Source organism: Lysobacter sp. Soil_C_15, assembly GCF_057657315.1.
This window is the reverse complement of the sequence record NZ_JBDGIR010000001.1, coordinates 426,996-450,718: the sequence shown is the minus strand read 5'-3', so window position 1 is coordinate 450,718 and position 23,723 is coordinate 426,996. Positions and strand designations below refer to the sequence as shown.

General features: G+C 61.1%; 16 protein-coding genes and 1 tRNA gene. 4 read left to right on the top strand and 13 right to left on the bottom strand.

Annotation, left to right across the window (positions count from 1 at the left end):
• Positions 1–6: 6 nt before the first annotated feature.
• Complete coding sequence (locus tag AC3A57_RS02025) at positions 7–1,191, bottom strand: EAL domain-containing response regulator (RefSeq protein ID WP_487577343.1); 1,185 nt, start codon at positions 1,189–1,191, stop codon at positions 7–9.
• A 310-nt stretch (positions 1,192–1,501) separates the two neighbouring features.
• Between AC3A57_RS02025 and AC3A57_RS02020 the strand changes: the two genes are divergently transcribed.
• Entirely contained in the window at positions 1,502–2,143 is a 642-nt protein-coding gene (locus AC3A57_RS02020; RefSeq protein WP_487577342.1) for a response regulator, read from the top strand.
• A gap of 113 nt (positions 2,144–2,256) precedes the next feature.
• On the opposite strand, the gene AC3A57_RS02015 is transcribed toward AC3A57_RS02020, so the two are convergent.
• Positions 2,257–2,631: a transposase gene (locus AC3A57_RS02015; RefSeq protein ID WP_487577341.1), complete on the bottom strand. Its 375-nt coding sequence runs from the start codon at positions 2,629–2,631 to the stop codon at positions 2,257–2,259.
• A gap of 1,549 nt (positions 2,632–4,180) precedes the next feature.
• Between AC3A57_RS02015 and AC3A57_RS02010 the strand changes: the two genes are divergently transcribed.
• Positions 4,181–4,717 (top strand): MepB family protein, encoded by a 537-nt coding sequence (locus AC3A57_RS02010; protein WP_487577340.1) that lies wholly within the window; start codon positions 4,181–4,183, stop codon positions 4,715–4,717.
• 1,004 nt (positions 4,718–5,721) lie between these two features.
• On the opposite strand, the gene AC3A57_RS02005 is transcribed toward AC3A57_RS02010, so the two are convergent.
• From AC3A57_RS02005 to AC3A57_RS01970, 8 genes are all read right to left on the bottom strand, one after another.
• Entirely contained in the window at positions 5,722–9,504 is a 3,783-nt protein-coding gene (locus AC3A57_RS02005; RefSeq protein ID WP_487577339.1) for an SIR2 family protein, read from the bottom strand.
• Between the two features lie 280 nt (positions 9,505–9,784).
• Positions 9,785–9,922, bottom strand: a complete 138-nt coding sequence (locus AC3A57_RS02000) for a hypothetical protein (protein WP_487577338.1) — start codon at positions 9,920–9,922, stop codon at positions 9,785–9,787.
• A gap of 432 nt (positions 9,923–10,354) precedes the next feature.
• Positions 10,355–12,148, bottom strand: a complete 1,794-nt coding sequence (locus AC3A57_RS01995) for a DUF2326 domain-containing protein (protein WP_487577337.1) — start codon at positions 12,146–12,148, stop codon at positions 10,355–10,357.
• A complete protein-coding gene (locus AC3A57_RS01990) occupies positions 12,135–12,383 on the bottom strand; it encodes an ABC-three component system middle component 8 (protein ID WP_487577336.1) in 249 nt (82 codons plus the stop codon). Before AC3A57_RS01990 ends, AC3A57_RS01995 begins: the two co-directional genes overlap by 14 nt.
• Positions 12,367–13,332, bottom strand: coding sequence for an ABC-three component system protein (locus AC3A57_RS01985; protein ID WP_487577335.1), 966 nt, complete (start codon positions 13,330–13,332; stop codon positions 12,367–12,369). Before AC3A57_RS01985 ends, AC3A57_RS01990 begins: the two co-directional genes overlap by 17 nt.
• Positions 13,329–13,661 carry a helix-turn-helix domain-containing protein gene (locus AC3A57_RS01980; protein WP_487577334.1) on the bottom strand — a complete coding sequence of 111 codons (333 nt, stop codon included), beginning with the start codon at positions 13,659–13,661 and terminating at the stop codon, positions 13,329–13,331. Before AC3A57_RS01980 ends, AC3A57_RS01985 begins: the two co-directional genes overlap by 4 nt.
• 781 nt (positions 13,662–14,442) lie before the next feature.
• Positions 14,443–14,518: transfer RNA gene (locus AC3A57_RS01975), tRNA-Ile, on the bottom strand.
• A 124-nt stretch (positions 14,519–14,642) separates the two neighbouring features.
• Positions 14,643–15,776 (bottom strand): hypothetical protein, encoded by a 1,134-nt coding sequence (locus AC3A57_RS01970; RefSeq protein WP_487577333.1) that lies wholly within the window; start codon positions 15,774–15,776, stop codon positions 14,643–14,645.
• A gap of 116 nt (positions 15,777–15,892) precedes the next feature.
• Between AC3A57_RS01970 and AC3A57_RS01965 the strand changes: the two genes are divergently transcribed.
• Positions 15,893–16,546, top strand: coding sequence for a hypothetical protein (locus AC3A57_RS01965; RefSeq protein WP_487577332.1), 654 nt, complete (start codon positions 15,893–15,895; stop codon positions 16,544–16,546).
• A 130-nt stretch (positions 16,547–16,676) separates the two neighbouring features.
• Here AC3A57_RS01965 and AC3A57_RS01960 read toward each other — a convergent pair whose 3' ends face one another.
• The 3 genes from AC3A57_RS01960 to AC3A57_RS01950 all read right to left on the bottom strand — a co-directional run bounded on the left by AC3A57_RS01960 (position 16,677) and on the right by AC3A57_RS01950 (position 20,577).
• A complete protein-coding gene (locus AC3A57_RS01960; protein ID WP_487577331.1) occupies positions 16,677–18,065 on the bottom strand; it encodes a DUF1501 domain-containing protein in 1,389 nt (462 codons plus the stop codon).
• 8 nt (positions 18,066–18,073) lie between these two features.
• Positions 18,074–19,684: a DUF1800 domain-containing protein gene (locus AC3A57_RS01955; protein WP_487577330.1), complete on the bottom strand. Its 1,611-nt coding sequence runs from the start codon at positions 19,682–19,684 to the stop codon at positions 18,074–18,076.
• 251 nt (positions 19,685–19,935) lie between these two features.
• Positions 19,936–20,577, bottom strand: coding sequence for a TetR/AcrR family transcriptional regulator (locus AC3A57_RS01950; protein WP_487577329.1), 642 nt, complete (start codon positions 20,575–20,577; stop codon positions 19,936–19,938).
• Positions 20,578–21,518: 941 nt separating this feature from the next.
• Here AC3A57_RS01950 and AC3A57_RS01945 point away from each other — a divergent pair.
• The gene (locus AC3A57_RS01945; RefSeq protein WP_487577328.1) at positions 21,519–23,555 is read left to right on the top strand and encodes a hypothetical protein; all 2,037 of its coding nucleotides are present in this window, start codon (positions 21,519–21,521) and stop codon (positions 23,553–23,555) included.
• Positions 23,556–23,723: the final 168 nt, after the last annotated feature.

Genomic DNA, 23,723 nt, shown 5'->3' with positions numbered 1-23,723 from the left:
GCACCGCTAATGATACCGCCGGATCAACTCATCCACATCCATCGGCGGCCCGTAGAGGTATCCCTGCCCCTGCTGGCAACCAAGCGCCTCCACCAGTTCGGACTCGACCTGGGTTTCCACGCCCTCGGCTACCACGACTTGCCCGAGCCGCAATCCCAATTCGACCGCCGACTGGAGCAATACGTAGGCTTGCGCGCTGGCCGGTGCGGCGGCGACGAACATCCGATCGATCTTCAGCTCATTGCTCGGCAACTTCATCAGAAACTGCATCGCCGCTGCGCCCATGCCGTAATCGTCGATGGCAATCCTGAACCCCCGCAACCTGAATCGGATCAGCGACTCCATGACTTTGGCCGGCTCGTGCATCAGGTGGGTTTCGGTCACCTCCACCGTATAGCGATCGAAACGGTCGTTCGAGGCGGCGGTGAGGTCTACCATCCGATTGACGAGCTCCGGATTGTTCAAGCTTCTCATCGATATATTGAACGAAATCCCGACGTCCAGTTTTCGCTTCGACATCGCCCTGCGTGCAGCAATGGCCTTCGCGAGCACGGCCAAAGTCAACTCATCTATCAAGCCGACCGCCTCTGCACCATCGACGACTTCGCTGGCGGGAATGTAGCCGAACTCGGGATCATGCCACCTCAGCAGAGCCTCGGCCCCGGCAAGCGTCCTATCGGGAAGGTACACCTTAGGCTGGAACGCCAGTTGCACAGCGTCCCCGCGCAGCGCCTGCGCGATCCGGGCGGAATCGAATGGCGGCCGCGAGGACTTCTGCGCATCCGGCGCGGCTTCGTACCGATACCGATACAGGGCGCTCAGCAGCGCCTTCTGCTCGATGGGCTTTCGCAACGTGCCGAGCAACGTCAGCCCTCGGGCCTCGGCGAGCTGCCCTGTAGAATCGATCACTCTCGGATCTTCCCCGCTGATCAGGATCACCGATGGGCGAACGACAAGTTCCGCCATCCGGGTCAACAACCAAACCCCATCCCTCCCAGGCATGTTCAAATCGCAGACCAGGACATCGATCTTGCGCCGGGTGGCGATCGCTAGCGCCTCTTCGCCTGCGTAGGCGATCGAAAGGGAAGTCTCTCCCGCGTCACACAGCATGGCGGCAATGATCTCGGCCATGGTCGGGTCGTCGTCGACGATAAGGATCTCGAGGCAGCTTGTGCGGGGCGGCGCCACCATGACTGCTTAGCTCCCTTCAAAAGCGGCGGACAAGCTCGAGAACCAGACTATCAGGACTTTGCTTGTTCTCGTCCCGGCGCCGCAAACGGTCTTCTGCACCTTGGTAGGTCCTCCTTAGTCGCCCGCGACGATCCAAGGAAAGCAGCTCCCGATCCTGGCCAAGTAGGCGCTCGTCGACCGGGATGCGCGGCACCCGGCACAGGTAGCGCCCAACCTGCCACGTGAGCGAACGTGAGTGAACAGTGTGTGATACTGGTGACAATTGGCCGGTCAAACTGTCTCCAATCCGCTCCTTGGGCTCAAGCCGAGCATGGATCAGAACCCTATTAAAGTACTGATTGCGGATGATCACCCCATCATCGTCTTCGCACTGACTGAGATGCTAGAGGCAAAGCTGGGTAGCGACAATGTCGTCGTGGGTTCGGTTTCCGACGGCGACGGCCTTCTCCGAATCCTGGAATCGGCCCCGCTGGATTGCCTGGTTCTGGACCTGTATATGCCCGGCAGATTCAAGAGTATTGCCTTGCTCAAGGAGGCGCTCTCCAGGCAGCCTCAGTTGAGAATCATTATCTACACGGGATTAGAACTGCCTTGCCTGGCCCTGTCGGCGCTGGAATTCGGCGCCCTAGGCTTCGTTTCCAAATCCAGCGGCCCGCGAATCGTTATCGACGCCATTTCCGCAGTGATGCTCGGCAATAGCTTCGTCGATCCAGCGATAGATGTGGTGTCCGCGAAGAATCACCCTTGGTATCAACTCACATCGGGCGAGCAGGCAGTCGTGCTTGCTCTTGCACGTGGCGAGAATCTGCAGGCAATTGCAATCGATAGTTCGCGTAGCTACAAGACCGTGACCACTCACAAGTACAACGCCATGCGCAAGCTGGGGCTGAGGTCGAACGAAGAGATCGGCCGATACCTGGAACGCAATGGATTGACCTACCTAGTCGGGTGACCCACTCGACGCCGCTTGCGCCAGTGTCGATTCCGGCGACGCGGGCGGCGGCATGAAGCCGTCGGCGAACGGCGCGCTGCGCGAAGACCTGCCTGGCCGTACACCATGGTCGACTAGGGCACCTTCCGTTTGATACGCGAGCGTCGACGTAGCTGTTCGTGCAATTGCTTCTCCAACATCAGCCTGAACGCAACGGCCCAGACGCTATCCGAGGCAAGATCGCGATCGATCGCAGTCCATATTCCAGCATCGAGCCAACGCATGTAGCGCACGTAGGTCGCTCGCCATTGGCCGTAGGCGCTTGGCAGCTCGCTCCAAAATGCATAGTTGCACGCCACCCAGACGACCGCCTCGACAAAGCGCCGGTACTCTTCTTCACTGCACCTCACCCTGGCAGCCATCCTTGGCGGCAACGCAAGAATCATCTTCTGCCAATCCAGGTCGCTGACCCTCTCGGCGTATTGCTTCGCGGTGACTTCAATGTTCATCTGAGCGGCATCTCCTAGTAGGTCAAGTCAGAGCTACCAAGGCGCAGCGGACTTCGATTGCCGTCGGCACATTGAACTCAAGATAGAACGGATTTCGTCGCAAGACGCATCCTCCATCGCAGTCGCTGACTCGCGGACCTTCCGTCGCTCCTACGCCCTTGCCCTCGCCGAACTCCACTCGAGCGCTCGCTGAAAGTAGTAGTTGTGAATGCAGGCACCCCAACGCCGCGACCGAAGCAACGACGTTTCTGTGGTGACTACGCTTCCGGGCCTGAGCCCATCCCCTTCGCCAAGCACTACCTGTGGAATCCGAACAAAGTGATGCTCATCACAATATAGAGCATCGTACAAAGCCCACCAAAGCATGCCTATAGGGAAATGTCTTAGCCCAATTGCCGTGATCCGCAACGACTGCAGTCCGGACCCGGCTCTCGCCGCGGAGTCCCATCAGCGCCGAGAGATGCACCTCGGGACTGAAGTCCACATGCTTCGCAGGGATCACTCAACCTGCACTTCGGCCATTCCCGACTCAAAACAGGGGAGTGTCACTATGCCGCGGCAGTGCGAGCAACATCTCGTGCTTCGTCGTTCTTCCGCTTTAGGCAAAGAGCAAGTCGATGCCAGCCAGGGGGGCGAAGCTAGTCATGTCTTGGATCAACCTTTCCGGCTTGGGCAGGGACGGCACGATGGCGGGGGTGGTTGACGATGCATCGGGTGGGACACTTGGTGCCGGTACCAGGTCGATTAGCGCCGTCGTGAGCTCGGTCTCGTCGATCGAGCGATCCCCATCGTAGCTGCCCGAAGTATCGCGCAGGCGATAGCTCTACTAGGGGATGCCGCCGGCAGGGGATATGTCGGACCTGGCGAAATCGAGCAGTACAGACTGGTTGCCAAAGATGGCCTAGCGCTGGCGTTAAGGGCTGCTGTGAGCGAGACAATATTGCCCGAGTCAATTTCGCTCGTGAATGATCGCTCAAACGGTGAAATCCGAGTTCTCTTACTCAAATTTCTTAGAGAGTGCATCGAGAAAGATTCCGAGATTTCCCAACTGCTAGCGGAACTGGCTGAGAATCCTGATCTTAGGAAAGAAATTGCATCTTGGAAGTAGGTTTCAGCGGGTAGCCAAAAGAGGCCCCGGCAACGGGGCCTTTCTCTTTGCACAATCTCTGCCGCAAGCGCGGCGGGCCGATTTGTTGGCAACAAGGGCTTATCCTGTTACAGACAGCTCGCTGATGCCGATATATGCTATTCAGCAAAGAACAAGACTCATCCAGAGATAGCCAGCCGGCCACGCCGCCCCCCGGCTTCGAAACCAGGACATCGCCATTCGCTTTCACGTCAACGCGAGCAGGAATACTTGAATCGCTCACGGCCATATAGATCTGCTACGCGGGCGGGCGAAAGTCTATAGGACGTACAAAGATGACGGTTCCGCCGGCTCCAGCTTTCACAAGTCCCCGGAGTTGTACCCTGCCCCGTCGCGTCGGTAGCCGACCACGGCAAGAACGTCCCCACAGTTGCTCAGATGCAACATCTCTGTAGGAACCCCATGACCTCCAGCAAGAACACGCTAAATCCTTTCTTGGACCAGCTGAATACCGCCATTCGAGATGTATATGAGTACGCCGGGATGGAGGTGACGCACCCAGTCCAGCGCGAGGCTGAAAGTGCGGAGTATGGAGCCTTCCGCTTTGGCCTTAATGGTTATGTCATAGCCTTCCGCGTTGCCAAGACAACACCAACCAAGATTGGTCAGTTCGTGACAATCTGGAAACGACCGACGCCAGACAGTGAAATTGTGCCGCTCGATATCACTGACGACGTGCAGTTTGTTGTAGTCAGTGTGTCAGACGCTGACTACCGGGGGCAATTTATCTTCAATCAGAAGCTCCTGATTGCAAAAGGCATCATGTCGCGCAACGGCAAAGGCGGAAAGAGAGCCATTCGCGTATATCCACCGTGGAGTAGTCCAACTGCAAAAGACGCAGTACGAACACAGCAATGGCAGACCCAGCACTTTCTTCCCCTTGCGGCGGATGGGACAGCTGAATCACCGCAGCAGGTGCGAAAACTCTTTCAAGCCTGATGTACTCATTAAATATGTTCTCAATTCGTTCTCAAAAGTCGGACAGATTGGGTACTTTCGTGTCGTGACGCCCTCTTGCGCCTGCTCCAGCTTCCGCTCGACCCAGGTGTCGGTGATGTTAGCCGTCTGAAGCTGTTCGCTATTGCCGGTGGTATCGCCAAGCTGGAGTTCTACAACGCCCTGCGCCTATCCTCGGGAGAAAAGTAGCTACTGCTCACCGTAATGCTCCTTGGGCCTATGTTGATCTGTGGACGGTAGTGCGCAGCCAGCCGATCGCATACCTCAATCAGGCTCCCAATATCATGCCCGTACGCTTTCAGCTGACTACGCGTGGGCGCCTTTAAGTCGTGCCTCAACATGTGATCGGCTACTACTGCCAACTTCAATAATCTCTCTATGCCGATAGACAGATTGAAAAATGCCGAATAGAAATAGCCGTCCTTATCGGCATCGAACTCCGCCTTGAGGATCGCGTCGAATCCGGAAAGCATTGAGTTTCTGGCGAGGTGAGACTCCTGGACTAACAGTGAGAAATGGCCCGAAAAACCTATACTTCGCACGATTCCGTACTCCTTATATCCGCCGAGATCGGTATCGCTACCCGAGCGCCAGCGCTGCACCAGTCACCTCTGCGATGGGAGGTCCTCGGCTCACTGCGCTAGTCACGAGGAAGCAATCCCTTGGCGTTGCGAGTCGGCACAGGGAGGTCCTTAGCGCTCAAGTGAGCAAGTAATACATGATCAAGGGCGAGACTCCAGCCATCCCAGTTGCCGTTCCAGCAGGAATCACAACAGAAGATATCGCCATATAACTCGAGCTTGTGCCCCTCATAGCGACCAGGACCAAATTGGTAGTTAGAACCACACAGGTCGCATTTGCGCATGAACTTTTCAACTGTCATGTATGCTTCTCCCTTGACCGAACGCCTGAACTAGGCCGAGTCGCGAAATAGCCTCCCCGGAAATTTCCCCGGAAGCCCGAACTATCGAACAACGATCGTAGAACTAGCTCCGTTCGATAAGATCGACAAGTCGCAAATATCGAGCATCGGACCTCAGATTAGACTGCGCTTCGACAATATGCGCCAGAACATTCGGCAACCCTAGCAGGGGAGCAGTCAAAGTCTGAGGCGTTACTCGATCTATCAAATCCAGGGTTACCTCCGGGAAGAGTGCCGCGATCGGCTTTTCTTCGCTGAATTCTCCGGTAAATCGGTGGAACAGGTCATCACTTGCCTCCACCCGCACCAAGAAAAGCTTCACCGCGCTATAGACGGCGGGGAAGTTATCGCCGGTGTCGTCCAGGAGGCCCATCCAAGCTCGCACCGATGAGGAAGTTCTGAACCGGCGCTCTCTTGGCCAGTCGCCGGCGATTAAAGGAATAGCGTGCTTTGTCCAACCATTCTCGTTTAGCTGCCCAACTTGGCCCACCCACGAGATGAACCTGTTGCGAATATCATCTGACATCGCTCTAAGGACCGCACGCATTTCGCTTCGAGAAAGCCCGTCCGGCTCATCGAGGTGAAACACCCGCATGTATCCTAACCATCCAGCAGCCACCGCTAAGAGCTCGCGATCCCAGGAGAGCCTTTGAGCCCACGGGAAGAAGTCGAGCAGTAGCGGCTTAACAAGTTGTCTTAGAGACGGCCAAAGCCCCTCCGCACTATGGAGAAACCCGTTCCATGCTGGCTCCGAGGCCGGATGATCGAACGCTAGCATTGGTATTAACCGGGCCTCAGTCCAGGTGGGGTCGGCGAACATCAGCCAATTTAGTTTGGACATTGCGATAGACACGGCGTGATCGGAATTCTCACCGGACGCCGCAATGAGGCGCTCTAGTCGAGATTTGATTTGATATGGGACCAGCGCGTTAGCTTGCTTTGTATTTACAGGGACTGCGTTGAATAGCGCCTCCGTACACATGCCAATTGGGCTATTGATAGCGTCACCAAATGTGCGCTGAGATCGCTGAGGATCTGCTCCACCCAGATGAATTTTCTCATCCAGTTCCTTCGCCTCAGTTCCGCCGCCCAGAACGCTACTGACGACATGGTCGTAAACTGCCCAACCAAGATCATTGTCAAACGCTAGGATCGCAGTAAGATTCTGTTCCAGCCATCGTCCCAAGGTATGACGCAGATCAGTAACGACCCAAGATGGAAGTCGTAATACTCGCCTCAGGAATACACGTTTTAGCCTAGGATCGACCGAGTCCGGGAGATCGTTGATCATCGACGTCCACAGCGCGTCCGGATAGTCGCCGGTCTTGCCTGCAATCGTCAGCGCCGATAGTGCCCTTCTCGGGTTTGCCTTCACTAAGCCAGTGAAGGGGCGTTTCTCACTGAAGCTTCCGAAATCCCGCTTCGAGTCCGCCATCGCCCTCGCCACTACTTCGCTTACTGGAATGCCCAAGACTGCATCTGGCTTCTCGTCCGTTCCAACCCAGCCACTGAATGAGCCTTGCTCGACAGCGATCGAATTTGCCCAACCGTCACTCCACGCGGGGATCGCTTTGATCATATCGGAGAGTCGATCAGCCCTAGCTGCCGATAGCTCGCAACCCTGAAGCTGGAGATACCGCGCGTACCTGGAGGAGTACGAGGTCCGCCGCGCGTCAAACTCCTCCTCGGGCCAATGTGGGAGCCGATCGGGGCCCTGCAGGATGCGATCGACGATTTGGTCCTGGCTCGCCAAGTCGAACTCTTTCCATCGATCCACGAGTAGGAAAAGAAGCTCCCGCACCACAGCCGTGTCCCAGAAGGCACTCTGGTCCATGGACAAGACTTCCGCGGCAACGTGATTGGCGTCGAAGGCGGTTACCTTATTGAGTGCGTATAGCTTAAGTTTCCGAAAGAAGAAGCGATCAGTCGCGGGCCATGTCGTTGCGTGGGCGCCAGCTAGGTTGGGCGATCTGGCAGCCAACCGGTCGAAAAGTTGGATAAACCACTTCACCGACTTCGCGGCTGTCGTGATGTTCTCCACGCCACTAACGTCACGGCCCGGATAGCAAGTAGGTGCGTGGAAGTAGCTCGGGTCTATATCTTCCAGCAGTCCTGAGGCGACGGTTAACTGCTCCGCAAAGATTGCAATTACCTGTGGCAATCGATCATCCGGGATCTCTAGGGCTTCGTCGTGCCGGTTTAGGAAGACGACTTCGAATCGACCGAGGTCGCCTAGCTGAAGATCATTCCACAGTACCGTCGGGGGTTTAGATTGAGCCAAACCATAAGGCGGATTAATCGTCACTCGCGGCGTCGAAACTCTCCGAAACTCTCTTAAAGCACTGGCGGTCCAACCTTCCGCAGTGATTCGCTGCTTCAGATCAAACCATTCGCCGTCCCATTGACGATTGCGGGGATCTCTATGATGTTCAAGGATGAGGTTCCAGATATGGCGAGCACGTTCGCTGAGATCACTTGAACGCTTTATCTGCAACTTAAGCAATTGCATCAGCCGTGGATGCAGCCCTTTCTGACGGATGGCCCACCAAGCCAATGCAGGACTATGCACTAATTTGCTACACCAGATGGCAAGGTGACTAAGCCTTCTCGGCATAGCCTCGAAGCCTTCGGCTTCGCGCCCATCAAGTCTGTGAAGCTCATGCGGGCTATCGTCCCCACTGCGCCAGACTAAGAGATTGTCGTTGCCAGAAGCATCCTGCTGATCGTCGTCAAGTGCATATGCGGCCACGGGGTCGAAGGTCTCTGCATCACCACCGTAGCCCTTGCTCCGTTCGCCAGATCGAACTCGCACATCCATCACACAGATCCACTCGGGATGCGGTGCGGGGTCGGCCTCCGAGAAAATTTTCGCTCCCTGCACTGTGCGTAATACATGTGCAGTTTGGCCACGCTCATGTGGAGCAAGTCCCTTCGGATCATGTTGGCTTCTTGCGACTATGGACGCTCGCCACTTTCGAGGATCATCGGCGCGATCCGCCCAGGCTTCGATAGTCTTCCAGAGTAACGGATGATCGGAATACGCAATAGCAGTCACACCACGATCGCGCCATTTGGCTTCGATCTCCTCCGGCAGCCCGCGGTCAAAGGCGTAGAGCTTAGACCGGTCATACTGCCCGTCATGGTTAAGCCCTTGAAGCAAATATTTGACCGGGGGGTCTTCAGCCTGGTAGCCGAGTAAAACCACGGTATGCCGTTCGAGGAGGTTCCTGATGAAGTTAGTAGCCCATCCTTCCGCCAGGTAAGCGCGCCCGAAATCCGCACTGCTCAATACGTATGGATGATGTTCCGAAGAGGGGTCCACCAATCGCCCATGCAGATAGGTAATGCCCTCTATGGTTGAGCCGACATTGAGGTCAGGAAAGGCCGGTGGCAGATGTAAGTTCATCTGTCCTTCGCCCATGTCTAACTCAAAGAGCCGATCGAAGTTAGTCGTAACGACCTGGGGGCTGCCGCTTTGGCTTGATGAAATTCGCTTAACCCAGCCATGCTCGCGGCCCGGATTTTGGATCGCCGCAGACGCAGCCAATCGCTCTGTCACCTTGGCATTTACCTCGTCCTTGCCGTATTCCAGGTGAAGAAGGTTGAAAATCTGGTCAAGAGGAACATTTGTCGCAGATCGACTCGTTAGCCACGGCCGGAACGCGGCCATGATTTCTGAATTGCTTGGAGGGTCAAAAGAATCAATGACGTGCTTAGTTAGGCCTGGGAAATCCGGCATCCCGGATGGAAAAGAGACCCCAGCGCCACAGAGAAATACCACTCGGCCAGCGTCGCGGCGCTCTAGAAGTGCATCGGGTATGCTGGGTCCATCTGAATGGAATCTCATAACCTCAGTCCTTGAAATCGGTACAACGAAAGTGATTCATCAATTGATGGCGCCAAGCAAAGTTCCGCGCTGCTAATTCGAAGGTTTAATCCCAACAGACCAGCGACCTCCCTGCTCTTGCTTGAGCGCGAGGTCGTAAGTCTTGAGCGTGCTCAAAAGTCCCGGATGTCCATGAGCTGCGTCGAGAACGCAGGGTCAGCGCGCCGTTGGTAAACACCTAGTGCGCTCAACGTTCGCTTTCCATCCGGCGTCGCGCCACCAAGCAACTCCACCGCAGCGATCACGGACCGCGGGCGAACGCCACCCGCCCGAACTGGGGTGGCATCAGCAGGGCGTAGTCGAGGATGTCGGGCGAAACGTTGTCGCAGTCAACGAGAACGGCCACGCGGCCGTCGAAATGGCTGGGTGAGGCGCTCATTCCATTGGGCTCCATATGATGGACTCGGTTCAGCGGGGCTGCCCTAGAGCAGGCATCCGCCGTTCCTGGCTAAGTGTAACTGCCAGCCCCCGAACTTCGGCCTTGGCCAGACCCGTAAACAGCTGGCGACCGAGTTCACCATCCGTGACCGAATCGGGCGGTGGCGGCCCTAGCTAGGCCGGCCTCGCGCGGCCCTGGTGCTGGCCGTCCACCATGCCGGGCGGCCACTAGCTTCCGCTAGCCCCCACGCTGCGCACTGATACACGTGCCCGAGTTAGTGTCGCAGGGTTATCCGTCAGAACGCCGGCCGCCGCTTCTCCCCACAGGGGCCTGAGCTGGCTAGATGATGCTCCAGGTAAGAACCCAGCCCTGACACGACCAGCGCTCTGGCTGCTGCTGAACTCGCGGGGGGCTCAGCGAGTCCAGTCTGCGTTACCAAGCCTTTATCTTGAACAGACGGCCTTGCTCGCCTTCGTCGTGCAAGGTAAGGATGATCTCGTCCGACGTGAACACAGGGCCGCCATCGCCACGTGCAGGCAGGTCTGAATCGATCAAAGTGATCACAGATTGCAGGCCTAGATCCGCATACCGGTGAAGCACTGCCAGCAGGCTCTCCTTCTTCCGATCGTCGAGAGACTCCAACACTCCATCGTGATAGACAAAGCGCGGGAACTTTTCATCCAGGCGGGCGCGTAGAACGGCCAGGTCAAAGGCGACACACAGCAACTTGCGATACGTGTGTCCACGATCGGCGCTAGTCGCATTTCCAGACTCGTCCAGGATTTCAGCCCTGAACTCGAGATGTCCTTCCTTATTGGGTGAGACGCTCAGAAGCGCCTTGCGATCGATCACTTCCTCGACAATTTCGTTGAAGAAGATGCGAATTGTCGAGAATAGACTGTTGGGATCAGAGTTCCGCTTCTCGACGTCAGCCTCGATCTGCGCTTGAAGGCGGCTGCGCTCTTCGGTCAATGTCCGGATCTCAGCACGCAGCTCCTGGAGACGATGCAGAAAGCCGCGCTGACGCTCCAGCGAAGCAATATCGGCGCGCAATGCAACCATGTCATCGGACACCTGCTTATATTTCCCGAAGATGTCCGATTCGCTCAGGAACGAGAGCACATCTGAACGCTTTTTACCCAGCACGGTCAGTTCTGCGCCGACGCGCTTCAGCTCAGCCTCGACCTCGGCACGCTCCTCCTGAAGATATTGCCGGCGCTCATCCGTGATCGCGCGATTGAATGCTATCAGCTGCTGGAAGTCCTTCTTCACCTGACCTTTGAACAGGACACCGGCTTCCTGAAACAGGCGTTGCGCCTCGTCGGGATTGAAGAGAATCTGATCCTCCTCCAGCGACACCAAAATCTTCTTTTTGTTCTGGGCCAACGAATAGCGCTCGCGGTTAAGCGCCGCGATACGGTCATCGACCTGGTCAACCAGCAACTTGGTCTTTTCCTTGTCCTGGGCACGGAAATCAAAAGCATCAAGAAGCTCTTGCTTCTTCTCAGCTTCCTTCTGCTTGAGCAGGAGAATACCTTCAACCTTGCTGATATCCTCGATCGATCCACCCAACTCGGCTTTGATGGTCTGCTCAGTAGACTGCTGTTTAGAAAGCTGCTCTTCCTTCTCGTAATGCAGCGCGACCAGGTTTGCATCGAAGCCGAGCAAATGAGCGAGAAACGGCTTCCAATCGGCATGCTTGGATGCGAACTTGCGCAACTGAAAGACCTCACGAAAGTCTTCCTGAGAGCGCAGCAAGTAGCCGAGCCCTTTGCGATATGACCAGGGCTTGAGCGCCCGCCAGTCCAGAAGTCCGTCGAGCAGCTCTCGCGCCCGTTCGAATGCGACATCTTGGTGGTCCCATCCGGAGAGGGGCAACGATGAGAAGTCCTGGTGTCCAGCTTGATGCTTCTTGAAGCTGATCTTGCTTGCCTCCTGCACCCCGCGCCGTATCGTAACGAAAGAAGCATCCTCCAACTCGACTTCTAAGAAAAAGACGAAATCATTGAATCGATCCGGATACTTGTACAGGAAGAACTTTGGGTCACGCCCCGCTAGAAATCCGAAGTCGAGCATACGACCTAGCGTAGTCTTGCCGAGGTTATGGGTGTCCTTCTCGCGGTTCTCGGGCAGCCGAATCTCTGCCATGACCACATTGAGCCCCTGCACGAAGTCGATAGATTCGAACAGCTCGGGCTTATTTGAATAGAATTTAGACAGCTTCATTGGGGCCCACGTATTCCACTGCGTCGGTTTTAGGGCGATAGTCGATCAGACCTAGCAGGTACAAGAAGTTCAGGGCAGGCAGGAATAGGACATCACCGCCGCTCACCGCCTTCTTCGCATACCTGCGAAGCCCAGCGTAGTCGTCGATCCGACGATCCTTCAGTCGCACCAGCAGAAGCAAGGCAACATTGATGACCGTCCGGTCAGGGTGTGAATGCTTAGTCGGTCGAAGCATCACCCACCTCGCCGATATCGCAGTTCCAATACATGTAGAAAAGAATGGCACGGGTGAGCCGCTTGTGCGCGTGTTGCCGTAACACCGCGTCCCGATTTGACAGCAGGTCTATCAGATACTCCATCACTTCATCGAAGGTCTGGTAATCCTTACGCTTGGCAATAATTTTAAGCTGGAATTCGTCAACCACCGACTCGTACATGTGCAGAAGGTCGAGATTCTCCGGCGCTGCCAGGAATGCTCGAATCTGCGCGGTTTCCTTGAGGTACTTTTTGCGTTGCGCCTTGGCGTACTCGGCGCTCATGTTATTCAGCTTGTTTTTCTCTTCGTATGTCACCCGCGTCGTTGGCGGATCATCAAGTAGAGCTGTTATCCGATCCTTCTGACGAGCGAGCGCCTGCACGACCTCGGCAAGATCATCAGGACTGACAATGAGTGGAGAGTCGATCGGATCGAGATTGGCCTTGGTCGCTACATCGGGGAAAACCTTCAATAGGATCTCTAGCTGCTCCACTCCGCACAAGTAGATCGACGCTTCTGCAATGCCGCACTGGTCAGCTAGGTACTGCCGTATGTCGCTTTCGGCGTTGCCAGCCAGCCGCCTGTTGGCAAAGAGCATGTAATGATCGATCTGCTTCGACTCACGCAGCTTCTTGATACGCGGAATTTCCTTGCCGAGTACCGTATTGGCCGCAGTCGTGCTGAAGAAGTCGGACTCAGAGAAATTTCGGTTGTACCCATTAGTGTGCTTGGCCTGAATGATGGTAGTTCCGACCCAAGGCGCCGCGCTGCTAGGGTGCAGCTCCGCAGTCCCTACGAACTTTGCATCGCGCCCGCCGTCAGGCCCTTTTGCAAAGCCCTGTACTGAAATCCCGAGCAACCGCTGGCACAGAAAGACGATTAGTCTCTCAAACTGTTCATCACTCATATCCTCGTAGGCGTACTTCATGACGGCATATTCGCCGAAGCATTCATGTCGGGTTTCCCCTCGCCAACTGAGAGCGTCACAGACTTTCCGACGCGGCTAAGCATGTCGACCAGCGCATCCATTGTGAACTTCGAGGCCTTCTTGTTGACGACATCGGACACGCGCGGCCGCGAAACCTTCAATATCTCAGCAGCCTCCGCCTGTTTCAGCCTATGGCGGTTGATCCAGTCCGATATCTCGCCCATGAGCTGCTCTTTGAGCGCGTTCGTATCGTTGATAGGCCTGCGGGACGCCGCGGATAAGCGCTTAGCATCGATCGGCGACGAGCCCAATCGCTGATGGGGGGACACTGCGGTCCCACTCGTAGGAGGAGTCTCCGACTCTACTTCCATCTACTCCGCCCCCTCGTGATTCCAGCCAGCGCCGGCCCCATTGCGGGCCCCATATGTATAAAATTATATACCTACAGCCAAGAAGAACCCTAGCGGACGGAGTCAGAGCATGCTCGCCCGTCGGGGCAATTAGCGTTCAGAGTGCGGCACGCCCACGCCGGCACAGTCCGCGCGCCGGCCCGGGCACCCCGCAATGAGTCGGTGGCAGAGCAAGGCAGAGTTCGCCCCTCCGGGCGCTGAGCCCTATCCGTCGACTGGCGGACACTTTGTTAAGCCGGTAGGCGCGATGCCAGTTGCCTACGGTTCCCGGATGCTCCCCTGCGTGAATAGACTGGTTTGAAAACCGTGGCCGTGGGCGCGTCAAAACTTGAACGTCAACCCCACAGTGATGTGCGACTCGGGGCGCTTTTCGTCAGCGACCATAACGGTAGACCCAAGTGCTTTTCATTCTCCGCACCTGTGGTTTCGGAGAGTGAGTTTGACGTGCCGGTTGACCCGTTGATCGCCGAAAAACTCGCAAAAAGGTCCACGGGTAACCCGTTGAATTGTAAGGGGCGAAAATTCAAGCCTGTGGTTCCGAGACCACAGGTAGGGAGAAGAGAGAGGACTGGCTGGCGAATTTTTCGCCATATCGCGTTTTTCGCCGGTTCTCCGAAACCACGGCTTACGCGGAAACCCACAAAAATAAGGGGGCTTTCTCGACCCACGGCGGGGGAGATAAACGCACTTCGGGAAGCAGTGGTGGGCCCACCAGGATTCGAACCTGGAACCAAAGGATTATGAGTCCTCTGCTCTAACCGTTGAGCTATAGGCCCGTGCGAGCGGGCATTCTAATGGCTAAGCGGATGGGACGTAAGCCGTGGGCGCGGGGCTGGTTTGTCGCGACGGGGCGTCCGAGGGGCACTTGCGGGCGAATCCGTCGAATGCGATCGGTAGCGGTCAGAGATTGCCGCTCGACATCGCGATCGCCGCCAGCAAGCGCATAAGGGCCGCTTGTCCGTGTTCGCCGGTCTTGTCGTAGACGGCCTGGATGCGGGTCTTCGCGGTCGGTACGGTGATGCCGCAGGCCTCGGCGGCGGCTGCCAAGTCGGCATGCCGGTACAGCGCCGCCGCCAACGCGGCTTCGGCCGCGGTCAGGTCGAAGGCGCTGCGTAGCAGGCTGCGGAACGAGGGGGTGTCCGAGGCGATTTTCGGCTGGACGATCAGCATCGCGACGGATCGATCGTCGGCGCTCAACGCGCTCGGCAATGGGTGAATGGCCGCGACCCAGCCGGCCGGTCCTTCGGCTGCGTGCAGGGCCAGGTTGCCGCTGCGTCGCTGCAGTTGGCCGTCGTGCAGGATGCCGGTCGTTGCCGCTCGCACCAGGGCGTGGAACGGGGCCGCGGCCCGCCCGGTGGCGGCCAGGCCGGTCGGCGTGCTGCGCAGACGCCCGCTGCTCAGCAGTGGCTGCGCGGCGGCGTTGCAGCGGACCAGACGGCCGGTTGCGTCGAGTAGAAATACGGCGGCGGGCAATCTGTCCACCGCGCTTTCCAGTGAGTCTATGCGCAGTTCCAGACCTTTGATCCGGCGCAACAGGGCATAGGCGTTGACCCAATGCGGGGCGACCTGCCGCAGGACGTCCAGGTGGTGTTTGCTGTAAGGGCGCAGCCTGCCGGACCGGCAGACGGTGGCCGTAACCACGTTCTTGCCGTCGAAGTGCGCGCACAAGGCGGCGGACTGCTCGACATCGTGCGCCCGCAGGTACTCGTTGTAGTACCGGCTGAGACGGAGTTCGCGACGCGGAACGAAGTCGTCGCTGTCCAGCACGGCTCCGGTCGCCAGGCGATGGGCGCCGCGTTGCAGCCAGAGATTATCGGCCGCGAACTCCAACTCGTAGCGCGCCGCTTCCTGCGCATCGCCGCCGACCACCAGGTCGAGACGGCCTCCCCGCAGGCGCAGGTCCTGCGTCATCACCGCGCCGACATGACTGCCCGTAGCGTCGGCCAGGCGGGAGCAGAACTCGGGCAGCCGCGCCGGTTCCGCGATCGAGGCGTAAAGCGGTTCCAGAACTTTCGCGATGGCGGCGCTTGCCATGGTTCCCTCCCGACGTCAAGCCGCATTCGGAAGTATCTTCCGCCCCGGTCGCGGCTCTATCAACTACGCGTCGGTGAAGTGCGCCGATGTGCGAGTCCAGAGAGAGGGGAGACCAAATGAACTTCAGATCGATTTTGAGCGCCGTTTTGATTGCGAGCGCGGTCACGCCTGTGGCCGGATCGGAAAATAAATCGCCGGTGGCGAAAATGGCGGCTGTGGCCTGCCTTGGGCATCCGCCGCTGCGCCCTGAGTTCGGCATGCAAGAGCGGAAACTGGAACTGGATGCATTGGCGGTTACGCTGATGGCCAGGTGGCGCAAGGAGAGCGCCGAGATCGGGCCGGAGCCGGCGGCTGTGAATCTGAACACTCGGGTTGGTCAGGTCTACGCGAATCTGCGAAACGAGCGGTTGACGGCGTACGGGCAGGCGCAATGCCTGATCGTAAGCACGAAAAAGTGCGTTTCGCATCGAGGCGAGACCAGGTTATGCCACATGTCGGTGACGGCTCCGGCCGGCAGCCGGTTTCTGGCGCCGCTGCAATTGATCCGGAGGGATTTCCGGCCGAAGTACGCGCCTCGAATCAGCCCGGATGAGCGCACGGTCACCTATACGGTGAAGAAGTCCGGATCAGGCTCGAAGACCGGCGGGTTCCGCGCCAACGTCGGCTTTTTCCCGGAGGTCTCGCAGGCCTACGTGGCGGAGGAGCTCGCCATGGTCCATGCCTACTTCGCGCCGCTGGTGCGGATCCGCGGCATAGTCCCGCAAACCTGAGGTTTGGGGCGCGCACCGGGCGCAGCATTCGAGCAGGGTTGCGAGGCAATCAAAGCACGACCCGGTCGATGCCGGCCGGGTCGAGCGGGCCGGATGAAGACGACCCGGATAGTGGCAGCGCGACACGGATTCACCCCAAAAACCCCAAATCCCGCACCGGAAAATTCCGCAGGTTCGGCAGGATCGAGTCGATGTCGTCTTCGCCCAGGCCGAACCAGCGGGCCAGGGTGGCGGCGTACTGGTCGACCGAAGTGGTGGGGATGATCCGGCCCTGGCCGCCGTCGTCGGGGCCGTCGACGCTGAGGTCGGGCATGCGGCCGTAGTAGCGGCCGCCGCGTACGGCGCCGCCGACGACGAAGTGGTGCGAGCCCCAGCCGTGGTCGGAGCCGTCGCCGTTGGACGACAGGGTGCGGCCGAAATCCGAGGCGGTGAAGGCGGTGACGCCGCGGTCGATGTCGAGTTCGACCGTGGCCTCGTGGAACGCGGTCAGCGCCTGCGACAGCGTGCTCAGCAAGGTCGGGTGTTCGAGCAACTGGTCGTCGTGGGTGTCGAAGCCGCCCAGGGAGACGCAGTAGATCTGCCGGCGGTGGCCGAGCGCGTTGCGTGCGGCGATCGCGTGCGCAACCATCTGCAGCGCGCCGCCCAGGCCGGTGTCGGGAAACGGCGTGGTCGGCGGGGCCACGCTGGCCAGGGCTTCGCTCACCGCCTGGCCGACGTCGCGCGCGCGCCGGTACGAGCCGGCGTAGCTGCGTTCCATCGCATGCGCCTGCAGGTCCGGGGCGACCAGGTCCTGCATGGCCTGGCGGGTGTCGGCGTTGGCCGGGGTCATCAGCAGCGGGCCGGTCTGGTGCAGCACGTATTGGTCGAGGCTGGCGGCGCGCGCCAGCGTCGCGGCGGCATTGATCGAGATCAGCATCGGCACCGCGGTATCGCCGTTGACCGGAGCCATCGCATCGGCGATGCGGCCGCCCCAGCCGAGTCGGCGGCTATCGTCGTTGCGCGAGATCTGCCAGTACTGGGCCTGGTCGAAGTGCGAGAACAACTGCGGCGGCAGCGGCACCCGGTTGCCGAGGTAGGCGTCCTTGTCGGTCGGCCGGACCAGGGTGCCGACGTTGGCCAGCACGGCGGCGGCGCCGCGGCCGAACAGCCGCTGCAGGCCGGTGGTGCCGATCTCGTCGGTTTCGCTCAGTGCCGATTGCAGGCCGTAGCGCGCGCCGTCCGACGCGCCGCCGCCCGGCAGCGCGTCCAGCGGCAGCAAGGCCGAGGCCGGCAGGGCGAGGGTCGCGCGGGCCGCGGCGTAGCGGTCGTAGTGGGCGCCTTCCAGCGGCACCACGGTGTTGAAGCCGTCGTTACCGCCGTGGAGGAACACCATCACCAGCGCTTTGTAGTCGTCGAACTGGCCGGGGCCGTAGCGGTCGATCGCCGTGCCGAGCAGGTTCAGGCCCGAAGGGGCGGCATAGGCGGCGCCGGCGCCGACGGCGGCCAGCAGCGACTGGCCGAGGAACGTGCGTCTATTCATGGCGGACCTCACTTTTGGACGTTGTATTCGGGCGAGTTGAGGATCAGGTACAGCGCCAGCTGCACCCGGGCCAGGCCGCCGTCGTCGTTGCGCGTGTCTTCGAGTCGGCGCAGCAGCACCTGGCGCATCGCCGGCGACATCTGCCCGGACAGGAACAGCAGGTCGTAGCGGTCGAGCAGGGCGCCGGGGTCGGCCGCCAGCGGCAGGTCGCGGCGGTAGTCCATCAGGACCGCGCTGTCGGGCTGGTCGGGGTTGCCGGTGTGGTACGAGCGCAGCAGGGTCCACCACAGGTTGTTGGTGGCCGGGATCAGCGAATCGTTGGCCAGCGACAGCTCCGGCGCGGCCAGGCGCAGCTCGCTCATTTCGCCCATCGGCATGAAGTCGGGGCGGAAGAAGTTGAACACCGACGGCGAGCCGAGCGGATACTGGCCGAGGTTGCGCTGGTAGTAGTCGGGGCTGCGCGCGACGTAGCGGCCGCTGCGGCTGCGCGCGTCCATGGCCCGCCACAGGTGGGTCAGGCGCAGCATCGGCTCGCGCACTTTGCCGAAGTGTTCCGGCGCGACCGCGGCGCGAGCCTCCGGGTCGAGCAGGATGGCCTTGACCACCGCCTGCATGTCGCCGCGCACGCCGGCGCCGTTGTCGTCGAACTTGGCCGCGACGCGGGCGACGTAGGGCCGGCTGGGGTTGCTGGTCACCAGGCGCTGGATCAGCTGGCGGCCGATGAAGGGGCCGAGGTTGGGGTGGTGGAAGATATTGTCCAGGGCCGCGCGCAGGTCGCTCTCGGGCGAGCCGCCGGCCGCCAGTACGCCGTCGGGCAGGGCGACGCCGGGGTACTTGAGCAGTTGCTTGGACTGCGCGCTGGCGTGGAACTCCGGATACGCCGCCATCGGCTGCTCGCGCACCGGATCGATGCGGTTGGCCTTGCAATTGCGGAAGCGCACGCAGCCGCGGTACGACCAGCCGGTGAACACGTGGGCGAAGCCCTGGATCGTGTCCTGGCCGTAGGTCGGCACGGTCTTGCCGTCGACGCGCAGCGGCGTGCCGTTGGGGTTCAGCCGGATCAGCCCGACGCTGAACAACTGCATCACCTCGCGCGCATAGTTTTCGTCGGGGCGGATGTTGAGCAGCGGGTCGGGTTTCTCGTTGCCGAGCATCGACAGGTACTTGCCCATCGCCGGATGCAGGGTCACCCGTTCCAGCAGGGTGCGGTAGTTGCCCAAGCCCTCTTCGACCAACACGTCGTAGTAGCTGCTGGTCGAGAAGCCGGCGCGTTGCTGCATGCCGGCGGCCGAAATCACCAGGATCTCGCTGAGCGCGAAGGCGACCCGCTGGCGCAACTGATCGCGATGGATCAGCCCCGGGGTGAGCCCGTCCGCGCCGCCGATCGCCATCTGCAGCCAGCCTTCCAGGCGCTGGTCGTCGTCGATGCCGGTGTCGGGCGGGTCCGGTTGCAAGGCATGCAGATACTGCGCATGCGAGGACGCCGGCAGCGCAAACTGCTCGTCGATCCAGCGCTCGTAGCTGCCGAGCCGGCGCAGGTGGGCGATCTCGTCCAAGGTCGGGCCGAAGGTGGCCTGGGCCAGGAAGCGCGCGGCCGCGGCATCGGATTCGACCGCCATCGGCGCGGCGTCGGATACCGCCCGGGCGGCAGTGCGAACGGACTGCGGTGCGCGCGCCATCGGCGCGGTCGCAGCGCCGGGAGCGGGCCTGTCGCAAGCGCTCAAGGCGAATGTCAGCAGCGCCAGGGCGGCATAGCCCGGCGCTCGGATGCGTATGCGTTGCAAGGACATGGAGTTCCCCTCTATGTGGTGTCGCGTGCCCGGCGTCGCGGCAACGACGGCGTCCGGCGCGGACGATGGGCGGCGATGGGCTAGGGTCGATACAGCGATGGCGAAAGGCCGGGCCGGTAGGGCCGGGACGCGCCGGCCAGCCGCTCCGGCGCGACGCTGGGCAGGCCGAAACGGGGCGCGGGAGGCGGTGCGAAGCGATCGATCAGCAGCGCCACCCGCTGCCGGAGCGCTTCCGCGGACGGTTCGCTGGCGAGCAGGCCGTCCAGCGCGAGCAGGAAGACTTCGGCGGCCAACTCGTCGCCCAGCACCGACTCGGTACAGCGACGCAGGGCTTGGCGGTGATTGTCCAGATGTTCCGGAATCAGCCGGCGGCAGACTTCATAGTACTGCCCGGCCATCGGCGCGCCGGCCATCTCCCGCCAGGGGGCGATCACCAGCAGTTCGATCACCGCGCTCAGGCGCTCGCAAGCGGTTTGCTTGGATACGGCGATCGTCCGTGCGGCCGGATGGCGCGATGCCAGCCACTGTTCGAATACGGCGGAGAACACGTCCTCTTTGTTGCGGAAGATCCGATAGACCAAGGTGCGCGCCAGGCCGGATCGTCGGGCGATATCTTCGATCGAGGTCTTCTGGTAGCCGAAATTCAGGAAGCACTCGAGCGCGGTGCGCAGGATGCGGGAGCGGCGCGTACCGATGCCTTCGCGTATGTGGGCGGGGGACATGAGGGGCTCGGAGGGGAGACAGGACGGTGGTTGAAGGGTCCGGCGATGCCGGCGCGGGGCGATCGCGCACGGCCGGTCCGCCGGCGGTACTGAGCCGGATTCGAACGTCGTCTGGATCGCGCTGCCGCCGCCGGCCTGCGCCGGGCGCGACCGGCGGCGGCCGTTCGGCCCGGCCGAAACGAGCGCGGCGCAGCCGTGCGCCGGCCGAAACTAGGCCGGTTGAAGCCTGGGGCGCGGCATCGCGCCGCAACCGCCGTAGTCGTGCCCGGCGTCGGGCATGCGGCCTCGGTGTATCGGCGGCGGCGCCGAGCGGAATCGATGCGGGATTGCGATATCCATCGCTCCGCCCGGAGCGGTGCTTGCGCTAGGAGGCGGCGTCGGCTCGAGCTTCATGGGTGCGTCCTTGTCTGATCGTTCTGTTCTGGGTCGAGCGCAGGGGGAGTCCTTGCATGCGGCAGCGGAATACCGAAATCCGCCGCGCCTCGACGGGGCTGCGCGGCGAACCGTCCGCAAGCGACGATGCGCGCGCGGGTCCGTCCGACTTCGGCAAGAACGCCCTACCCGCGATCGGGTTGACAGCGACGCCGGGAAATTTCGCTGCCGCGACGAACGGGCGTCCGATCGCGACGAACGGAAGCGCACGGTGCTTTGCCGGCATGCAGTACGCGCACGCCGCATGCGCGACATTGCGACACCGGCCATGCCGACCGTAGCCGGCGACCGGGCGCTCGCTCCCAGCTCCGAACATCCGCGCTGTCGAAGACGCATCCGGCCGCGCCGATGCGTCCGCGGCTGCCGTAAGCTCGCGGCGCGTCGCCCAGCGGTGTCGCATCGATGCGCGGCTGCGCGAAACCGCCTGCGCGTTTGATCGGAGCGATCCGCGTACGCGGGCGGCCGTCGGAAGCTCTCCCGCTTCCACTCATTCTTATGGAGAAGAAGACATGTCGAAGTCGAAGTCCCGCATCGCATCCGCAGCGCGGATGCCGGGGCCGCAGTGGCTGTGCCTGGTGGCGATGACCGGCGCCCTGCAGGCTTGCAGCGGCGGTAGCGTTGGCGATGTCCCGGGCGAAAGCGCGAGCGCGCCGTCGCAGGCCGCGCCGGCCGTAGTGAGCCCGCGCGACCCCGCGCACGTCGCAGCTCTTGCCGCGGCGTTGCCGGGACAAAGGCATTACGGCGGCATGGGGGTGAACCTGTCCGGGTTCGATTACTGGTCGAACGATTTCCCGACCATCGACCAGTTCAAGCGCGCCAGCCCCTGGATCACCTCCAAGGACGGGGTCTGGGACACCGGCGAAGAGGCGCAACTGGACCTGGACGAGAACGGCTGGGTGAAGAGCCTTCCGGCCGCGGGCGACGGCAACGTGCGCTACCGCTACGTGGTGGCGGACATGTTCCAGGGCGATCGCGGCGATCATCCGGCCGGCGTCTACACCGTGCTGTACGACGGCAGCGGCGCGATCGAATACGACGGCATCGGCTCGCTGGTGTCGGCGTCCAAGGGTCGCGACCTGGTGCGGGTGAGCAACTCGGGCCAGGACGAAGGCGGCGGCTTTCTGCTGAAGATCAAGCAGACCACCGCCGGCGACCACATCCGCAACATCCGGGTGATCCCGCCGGGCGGCGTCTGCGCTGCGGCCAAGAACGTCTACGTGCCGGCTGCGTCCAGTTGCAGCGGCGATTACATCTCCCTGGAGACCTTGTCCAAGACCCAGACCTGGTTCCCGACCTTCCTGGCCGATCTCAGCGGCATGCGCACGCTGCGCTTCATGGACTGGGGCCGGACCAACAGTTCCAGGCTCGCCGATTGGGCCGACCGTCCGCTGAAGACCGACGCCACCTGGACCGGCCCCTTTGGGGTGCCGGTCGGGATGATGTTCGACCTGGCCAACACGCTGAAGGCCGACGCCTGGATCAACCTGCCGACCCGGGCCAACGACGATTACGCGCAGCGCTTCGCGCGCGTCGCCAAGGCCTCGTTGAACCCCAAGGCCAAGCTGATCCTCGAATACACCAACGAACCCTGGAACGGCGGCTTCTGGGACAACTACAAGTGGCAGTACGACCAGTCGGTCGGCCTGTGGGGCGATCCGGAAGCGGACGACGATCCGAACACCACGCCTTACGACTGGCAGCAGAACTGGCACGCGATGCGCGCCGCGCAGCTGTGCGATCTGGTCAAGGCCGAGTTTGGCGCCGAGGCGGGGCGAGTGGAATGCGTGGTGAATGCGCAGGCGGCGACGACCTGGACCGCCGAACACGTGCTGCTGCCGTGTCCGAAGGCGGCGCCGATCCTGGGCAAGCCCTGCGCCGCCAGCTTCGATGCGGTGGCGATCGCGCCCTATTTCGGCGTCTACATGTCCGAGCACGCTTACCGCGACCGCATCGTCAAGACTTGGTTCACCCAGAGCGACGGCGGCCTGGACAAGTTGTTCGAAGAGATCCTCGCCCGGGACAAGAACGGCCAGCCGCTGGCCAAGACGCCGCTGAGCGACATCGCCGCTGGGCATCAGCCCGATGCGGTCGGCGGCGCTCTGGCCCAGTCCGGCATCTGGATGCGCAACTATCGCGACGTCATCGCACGCGGTGCGCACGCCAAGCCGATCTACGCCTACGAGGGCGGCCAGCATCTGATCAACGGCAGCCCGTACAAGTGCAAGATCAAGGATCCGCCGGACTGCGCCGCGGTGGAGGCCGAGTTCCAGGCCAAGTGGCAGGCATTGTGGCTGCGCGCCAATCGCGATCCGCGCATGGGCCAGGCCTATGAGCAAACGATGGAGCGCTGGCAGGCCAACGACGGCCAGGTATTCGTGCAGTTCAACTTCGCCGGCGCCTACAGCAAGTACGGCGCCTGGGGCCTGCGCGAAAGCCTGTTCAAGACAGCGGCGGACAGCCCGAAGTGGAGCGCGGTACTGCCGTATCGCGACTCGGTGCCGTGCTGGTGGGACGGTTGCGCCGCGGACACGGCGGCGGCGCGCTGAGCGCGGGCTGAGCCCTGCAAGACGCCGCCGGATGGGGGAGCGTCCGGCGGCACTGCCGCACGGCCGGCCGCGATAGCGCGGCCGGTCGTGCGGCGCCGAGCGAATCGCTGTGTCGGCCGCGGGACGGCCGATGCGGCGCCGCGCTACGACGACAACACACGGAGCCGA